This window comes from Klebsiella sp. Ech2A, from assembly GCF_030078455.1.
Classification (GTDB): domain Bacteria; phylum Pseudomonadota; class Gammaproteobacteria; order Enterobacterales; family Enterobacteriaceae; genus Klebsiella; species Klebsiella terrigena.
The window spans coordinates 1-7,259 of record NZ_JAQGFU010000202.1 but is presented as its reverse complement, the minus strand read 5'-3'; the positions used below and the strand labels follow the sequence as shown (position 1 = coordinate 7,259).

Below are 7,259 nucleotides of genomic sequence, written 5' to 3'. Positions count from 1 at the left end.
GTTATCCTGGGTACCGGCAAAGAAGATCAGCCCGGAAGCCGTCGAGGTTGGCCCGCCCAGGGTCGGCATCCCCAGAGGAATATGCAGATGGGTTTTCAGCCCCAGCGGACCGGTATCCTCGACCGAGCCCAGCGGCACCTGCCACAGCAGCTGGCGGCTATTGAGGTCAACGGCGCTCATGGTGCCGAACGGCGGCGTGTTGCACGGTACGCCCAGCGCGGACTGCAGAATATCAATCCGCACGCCGCCGTACGGCCCGGCGATCTGCGGACGAACGGTGCCCATAAAGCCCGGGACTTCGTCGGTGGAGACCTTGTATTTCGCCATATCCTCCTGACGCACCAGTGACATTCTCAGCGGCATACGCATGTCGTTAACAAACAGCGTCCCGGTACGCTCATCGATGCTGATGCCGCCCCAGTTCATGCCGCCCAGCAGGCTCGGCCATTCGATATAGGGCTTCTCTGACGGCGGCGTATACATTCCAAGATAGGTGGACTCTTTGAAGTCAATGCGGCAAATCAGCTGATCAAACGGCGTCACGCCCCACATTGATTTCTCGGTTAACGGCTCAACGCCGAGCTGCGGCATGCCGGTAGAGAACGGCTGGGTCGCGGAGAGGCGCTCGCCTTCCGCCCCGCCCTGCGCCACCGGCCGCTCCTCTACGCGGGTCACCGGCTTGCCGGTGCGGCGGTCAAGGACGTAGATTTGGCCGGTTTTGGTGGTCTGAATCAGTACCGGGACCTCTTCGCCCTGGTCGTTCTTCATGTGGAACAGCACCGGCTGCGACGGCAGATCATAATCCCAGATATCGTGGTGCACGGTCTGGAAGACCCACTTCGTTTCACCGGTACTGGCATCGACCGCCACCACCGAGGAGCCGTACTTCTCTTTGGCCTCGTTACGATCGCCGCCCCAGTAATCCGGCGGACCGTTGCCGGTCGGCAGATACACCAGGTTCAGCTCTTTATCAAAGCCCGGCACCGTCCAGACGTTCGGGGTTTCGAGAGTGTAGACGCGGCCTTTTTGCGGATCGGTCACGTTTTCCGGCTGGCCAACGTCCCAGGCCCACACCACCTTACCGCTGCGCACGTCAAAGGCGCGGACCACGCCGGAGGGCTCGCCGTGGACGATATCGCGAACCCAGCCGCCGAGCACCGCGATGTGCCCCATAATCACCGGCGTTGAGGTGGGGTGATAGCGCTTGCTGTTTTCGGTGTTATCCATCCCCTGCTTGAGATCGACGCTGCCGTGCGTACCGAAGTCCTCGCACAGTTCGCCGGTTTTCGCATTCAGCGCCAGCAGACGGGCGTCAACGGTGGAGACCAGGATCCGCTGCGGGCACTGCTGCAGCGACGGGCTGGCCTTCTCTTCGGCGCTGAGCGAGGCGTCACTCTGCGCATCGTAATAGCCCACCCCGCGGCAGGTAACGTGCTCTGCGGTCTGCGCGTGCGGGTCAAAGCGCCAGCGCGCTTTACCGGTGTCGGCATCGAGGGCGGTCACCACGTTCAGCGGCGTGCAGGAATAGAGGGTATCGCCAATCTGCAGCGGGGTATTCTCATCAACCCCAATCCCGGCGCCGGTAAGGCGGCGGCCGGTGTGATAGGTCCAGGCCACCTTCAGATTTTTGACGTTTTGCGGGGTGATTTGGTCATAAGGCGCGAAGCGGGTGCCGGAAGCGTCACGGCCGAAGAACTCCCAGTTATCGCTTTTCGCGGCCTCGGTCGGCCTGCCGTCGGTCGCCGCTTTGACGACCCCGTTATGGATGCCGCCGTGCGGATAGAATGCCGATACCAGCGTCGCCAGCAGGGCGATAAAAATCACCGCGGCGCTGCGGTTCGCGTAGCGGATCTGCGCGCGTTTGAGCGGCAGGGTCGCGGCCAGCCACAGGCCCAGCATCAGCAGCAGAGCGGGAACCACCAGCCGCGGGATCAGGCCCCAGTAGCTAAGCTGGACTTCGTATAGCGCCCAGACCAGGGTCAAAAAGAAGGTAATAATTGCAAAAGGGAGAGCGTATTTACTGCGGATAAGGTAGCCGACGGCGATAACCATGTAGGCCAGGCCCGCCAACAGATACCAGGCGCTGCCGCCAAGAGAGAGGAGCTTGCCGCCCCAGATAGTTAAGAACAGCCCAATGCAAAAACTCAATAACACAAATAGCAGGCGCCAGGCGGTGCAGAACATCCCTCCGCCGCTACCTCGTTGTTCGTCCATATTTCATCCCATACGACGTTAGTCGTTATAACCAATGTATTTATTTTAAACAGTGCTTTATTGACATAATTAAGGCACAGACCACATAACATACTGGTTGGACGCTCCTAAGCGGAGCGAAGAACGTAAGAAAGTATATGAGTTTGTAAATTTTATGTAAAACTATCCAGCATTTTATGTTTAAAATTTTTTAATTTATAAAAACAAGTTGATAGACGAAGCGGTTTTAAGCGCCACGACGCGAGGCGGTAAGATGGCGCGATGGTCGAGACGGTGAGGTGTGGTACGGAGCAGCAGGAAGCGATCCAAAACAGGAGGGAGCGATACGGAGCCTGCGCAAGATTGCGGGTTAGATCTTGCCGGTACGGGAGAGAGTGGGCATTAGCCGGCGATGACGGGAGATAGCGGGAGACGCTTGTAAATAGCTGGAAATAGCCGGAGAGGGTGGGAGATAGCCGGCCAACAGCCCCCTGTTGACCGACAACCCCGCCGCGGCAGATTAACCGGCGCTAAGACGCCCGCCAAGCTGCTGCATTGAAGCCGCAAGCTCGTGCTGCGCCAGCTCCTTCAAACTTTCACGTTTGATAAACTGGCTGCGATGCTTGCTTTTGACCTCTTCAAGGCTTTTCTTTATTTCCTGCGACGGCAGCTTATACCAACCGCGACGATACTGCTCACCGCCCACTTCCAGCCATAGCGCAGCGTAATTAGTCATTACTTTGTCGCTTTTAACGTGGAAACTGCTGTCAACCGCATAGATCTCTTTAATATTACAGTGCTGTAAAAAACCATACAGCAGCGTGATAATTAAATTTTTAGGTCGGATACCGTGAAGCTCCTTAGTCAAGACTTTAATTTCATCACCGGTCACGTCTTTCCCTCCCTGAATGCCGCCAATATAAGCGCGGCCGTCGGCGGTACAGGAAAAACAGAGACTGTAGATGCGTCTATTATCGAGAAGCATTAACAGCATCAGCTCCCCTTCTTCCTGAAAAGGCGATGCCAGCAGCTTAACGTCAATGCTGGTACCATTTTTCAGCGGAACGGTCGCTACCGTCAGCCCAAACTCCGTCACGTTATACAGCTGCGGCATGATCGCTGCGGAAAATGTTTTTTCCATAAAAATCAACGAGCCGTAGGCGATATCGAGTTTGGTTCTCTTTGACAACTTCTTATTTAAATAGGCTTTGAAGGGTTTATCCTGAAAGCTGACCAGCCCCTCCGTGGCGCCGGTTAATCTGGCGCAAACGTATTTATCACACAGCACCCGGTATTCCCTATATTTGCCCCCTGCCAGAGGTATTTCTCTGCATCGACGTAACACCCTCTTATATTTGAGTTTAACATTACAAATGAGTTTATTATTTTTTCGCCATTCTTTGATGGCGACTGCTGCTGTTATAGCCATCGATCAAGATCCATAGAATCAACCATAATCGCGGAAATAATATCATAAATCATTCAAGTCAACGCTTAGTTACCCGTTCGTTGTCCTTTCATTTAATAAATAGCCAGATAATCATTCTTTAAAAACTGAAATTAAATTAAGCCCGCCTGTCAACTCTCATTATTAGCAGTCGGCTTTATTATTCATCGCCTGCTGGGGGAAACGGGAGTGGGTTACCGCTACGTGCTGTCAACGACGGCACGGGGTGCCCCCTCGCCCGTTTTGCCCTATAATCTGGCCACGGTCAAAACTGAACTAAAGTGGGTAACTCATGGAAATTGATCTCGACAACCTGGTTTTTAGCGGTCTGGAAGAGGCGCAGGAGCGTAACGCTGAACGCCTTGAGGACGCGGATAAGAAAGCCGAGGCGATCGTTGCCGATGATGATTGCGGCGGCGCCTGCAAAATCTGATTTCTGAACCGGCCGACGAGGCCGGTTTTTTTATGTCCCTCCCTCGCTGAAATTGTCCCCTTGTCTGAGGAGATTCATTCCCCAGGCCGGCGCTGCGGGCCTGCTGCAGCATTACGGCAAATCCTGTCCCTGCGGCCAGGCGGGCAGAAAACCCTTCAGCGTGTCCAGCAGCGCCTGCGCCGCTTTTGAGAGCTGCATATGTCCGGCGTGGATCACTCCGATGCATTTTTCAATCGGCGGGTTATCCAGCGGCAGACACACCGCCCCCAGCGCCGCCATCTGCGAGCGGCACAGCGCCGGCACCGCGCTGCCGCCGAGGCCGCTGGCGACCATCCGCCCCACCGTGACCAGCTGGTGGCTCTCCAGCGCCACGTCGAGCTTACGCCCGCTGCGCGCCAGCTCCTCCTCGAGCATCAGACGCACCGCCGACGGCCGCTGCAGGGTAATAAAATCCAGCGTCAGCAGCTCACGCCACGAAAGGTGGCTTTTACCGGCTAAGGGGGACGCTTTCGGCACAATCGCCACGAAGCGGTCTACGGCGAGAGGCGTAAAAAGCAGGTTGTTGGTCGGCGCGGGCTCAAAGGCGATGCCCATCTCCACCCGCCCTTCGCGAACCATTTCAATCACCTGTTCGTTGATGACGTCGTGAACCGTAACGTTAATCGCCGCATAGCGGTCGCGGAAGGCTTTCAGCACCTCGGGCAGCACGTTCGCGGCAAAGGAGGGCATCGCGGCGATGGAGATTTTTCCCCGCTGCAGGGTAAAGCTCTGGCGCATCGCCTCCTCGGCGTTATCCCAGTCCGCCAGCAGCTGGCGGGCCATCGGTAGAAAAATCTCGCCCTCCTGCGTCAGCGTCACTTTACGGGTGCTGCGCTGCAGCAGAGGGCCGCCTAAAATCTCTTCCAGCCCCTTGATCGTCAAACTGAGCGCCGGCTGGGATAGATTCAGCCTCTCGCTGGCGTGGGCGAAATTCAGAGTGTGAGCTACCGCTAAAAACGCGCGTAACTGTTTGACACTCATTCTCATTTTTTATCCTGTTAACTAATTGAAAAAATTTAGTTAACAATAAATTAATAAAAAAACCAAATGAGTGGGTCACAAATTCAAAATTAACAAATCAGTCTTCGCCGCCAATGATAACCCTATCGCAAGCCAGCAGAGGTGAAACATGGCAGGACTGGATAAGCGCGTCGCCAGCTACGAAGCGGCGCTGGAAGGATTAACCGACGGAATGACGGTACTGGCGGGCGGCTTTGGCCTCTGCGGGATCCCGGAAAACCTCATCGCCGAAGTGCAGCGCCGCGGGGTGCGGGGCCTGACGGTAGTGTCAAATAACTGCGGCGTCGACGGCTTTGGCCTCGGCATGCTGCTGGAGAGCCGCCAGGTGCGCAAGGTGGTGGCCTCCTACGTGGGCGAAAACGCGCTCTTTGCCCAGCAGGCGCTGAGCGGCGAGCTCGACGTCGAGCTCACCCCCCAGGGCACGCTGGCGGAGAAAATTCGCGCCGGCGGAGCCGGTATTCCGGGGTTTTATACCGCCACCGGCTACGGTACGCCGGTGGCCGAAGGCAAAGAGGTGCGCCAGTTTGCCGGCAAGCACTACATCCTCGAAGAGGCCATTAGCGGCGATTTCGCCCTGATTAAGGGCTGGAAGGCCGACTGGTACGGCAACGTTATCTATCGCCACACCGCGCAAAACTTTAATCCGCTGATGGCCGCCGCCGGGCGCATTACGGTGGTGGAAGTGGAAGAGATTGTCCCCCCAGGCGAGCTGCCGCCATCCACCATTCATACTCCCGGCATCTACGTTGACAGGCTGATCGTCGGTAACTTTGAGAAACGTATTGAGCAGCACACGCTGCGCGCGGGGAACCTCTGACTATGCTGACTCGTGAACAAATGGCGATGCGCGTCGCCCGGGAGCTGCGCGACGGCGACTACGTCAACCTCGGTATCGGCATCCCGACGCTGGTCGCCAACTACATCCCCGACGGCATCGACGTGATGCTGCAATCTGAAAATGGCCTGCTCGGCATGGGCGGCTTTCCGCTGGAAGAGCAGCTCGACGCCGACATGATTAACGCCGGCAAACAGACCGTTACCGCCCGCGTCGGCGCGGCAATTTTTGACTCCGCGCAGTCCTTCGCCATGATCCGCGGCGGCCACGTCGACCTGACCGTGCTCGGCGCCTTTGAAGTGGACGTGCAGGGCAATATTGCCTCGTGGATGATCCCCGGAAAAATGGTCAAGGGCATGGGCGGAGCGATGGACCTGGTGGCCGGGGCGCAGAACATCATCGTGGTGATGACCCACGCCTCAAAGGATGGCGAATCCAAGCTGCTGACGCAGTGCACCCTGCCGCTCACCGGCGTCGGCTGCATTCAGCGGGTGCTGACCGACCTCGCCCTGCTGGAGATTATCGACGGGGCATTTGTGCTGCGCGAATGCGCCCCGGGCGTCAGCGTCGCGGAGATTGTCAGCAAAACCGCCGGCCGCCTGATCGTCCCTGACGACGTGCGCGAAATGCGCTTCAACTGAGGAGATCCTATGCAAGAGGTTGTGATTGTCAGCGCCGCCAGAACGCCGGTCGGCAGCTTTCGCGGCGCCTTCGCCACGCTTTCCGCGGTGGATCTCGGCGTTGAGGTCGTGCGCGGCCTGCTGGCCCGTAGCCGGCTCCCGGCGGATGCGGTCGATGAGCTTATTTTCGGCCAGGTGCTTACCGCCGGCTGCGGACAAAACCCGGCGCGCCAGACGGCGCTGCGGGCCGGGCTGTCGGTTGATACCCCGGCGGTGACGGTGAACCTGGTCTGCGGCTCCGGGCTGAAGGCCGTTCAGCAGGCGGCCCAGGCCATCCGCTGCGGCGACGCGGAAATCGTCATCGCCGGCGGCCAGGAGAGCATGAGCAACGCGGCGTATCTGGTGGATGGCGCCCGCGCCGGGCTGCGCTTCGGCCACACCACCCTGCTCGACAGCATGATCCAGGACGGCCTGTGGGACGCCTTCAACGACTACCACATGGGCATCACCGCCGAAAACCTCGCCGACGAATTCGCCATTACCCGCCAGCGCCAGGACGCCTTCGCCGCCTGCTCGCAGCAAAAGGCGGCGGCGGCCATCAAAGCGGGCCGCTTTGACGATGAAATTGTCCCCGTCAGCGTCAGCCAGGGCAAAAAGGCGCCGCGGCGGGTT

7 protein-coding genes are annotated in these 7,259 nt (G+C 58.2%); 4 read left to right on the top strand and 3 right to left on the bottom strand.

Going from position 1 to position 7,259, the window contains the following annotated elements:
• Together PFH44_RS22910 and PFH44_RS22905 are read right to left on the bottom strand one after the other, a co-directional pair.
• A partial coding sequence (locus tag PFH44_RS22910) for an outer membrane protein assembly factor BamB family protein (RefSeq protein ID WP_283826256.1) occupies positions 1-2,214 on the bottom strand: 2,214 nt, incomplete at its 3' end.
• Positions 2,215-2,713: 499 nt separating this feature from the next.
• Positions 2,714-3,622, bottom strand: a complete 909-nt coding sequence (locus PFH44_RS22905) for a DUF535 family protein (RefSeq protein ID WP_283826255.1) — start codon at positions 3,620-3,622, stop codon at positions 2,714-2,716.
• A 310-nt stretch (positions 3,623-3,932) separates the two neighbouring features.
• On the opposite strand from PFH44_RS22905, the gene PFH44_RS22900 reads away from it, so the two are divergent.
• Positions 3,933-4,073: a hypothetical protein gene (locus tag PFH44_RS22900; RefSeq protein ID WP_283826254.1), complete on the top strand. Its 141-nt coding sequence runs from the start codon at positions 3,933-3,935 to the stop codon at positions 4,071-4,073.
• A gap of 111 nt (positions 4,074-4,184) precedes the next feature.
• On the opposite strand, the gene PFH44_RS22895 is transcribed toward PFH44_RS22900, so the two are convergent.
• A complete protein-coding gene (locus PFH44_RS22895) occupies positions 4,185-5,099 on the bottom strand; it encodes a LysR family transcriptional regulator (RefSeq protein ID WP_283826253.1) in 915 nt (304 codons plus the stop codon).
• Between the two features lie 142 nt (positions 5,100-5,241).
• On the opposite strand from PFH44_RS22895, the gene PFH44_RS22890 reads away from it, so the two are divergent.
• The 3 genes from PFH44_RS22890 to PFH44_RS22880 all read left to right on the top strand — a co-directional run.
• Positions 5,242-5,949 carry a CoA transferase subunit A gene (locus tag PFH44_RS22890; RefSeq protein ID WP_283826252.1) on the top strand — a complete coding sequence of 236 codons (708 nt, stop codon included), beginning with the start codon at positions 5,242-5,244 and terminating at the stop codon, positions 5,947-5,949.
• 2 nt (positions 5,950-5,951) lie between these two features.
• The gene (locus PFH44_RS22885; protein ID WP_283826251.1) at positions 5,952-6,608 is read left to right on the top strand and encodes a CoA transferase subunit B; all 657 of its coding nucleotides are present in this window, start codon (positions 5,952-5,954) and stop codon (positions 6,606-6,608) included.
• Between the two features lie 9 nt (positions 6,609-6,617).
• On the top strand, positions 6,618-7,259 hold a 642-nt coding region (locus PFH44_RS22880), incomplete at its 3' end, for a thiolase family protein (RefSeq protein ID WP_283826250.1).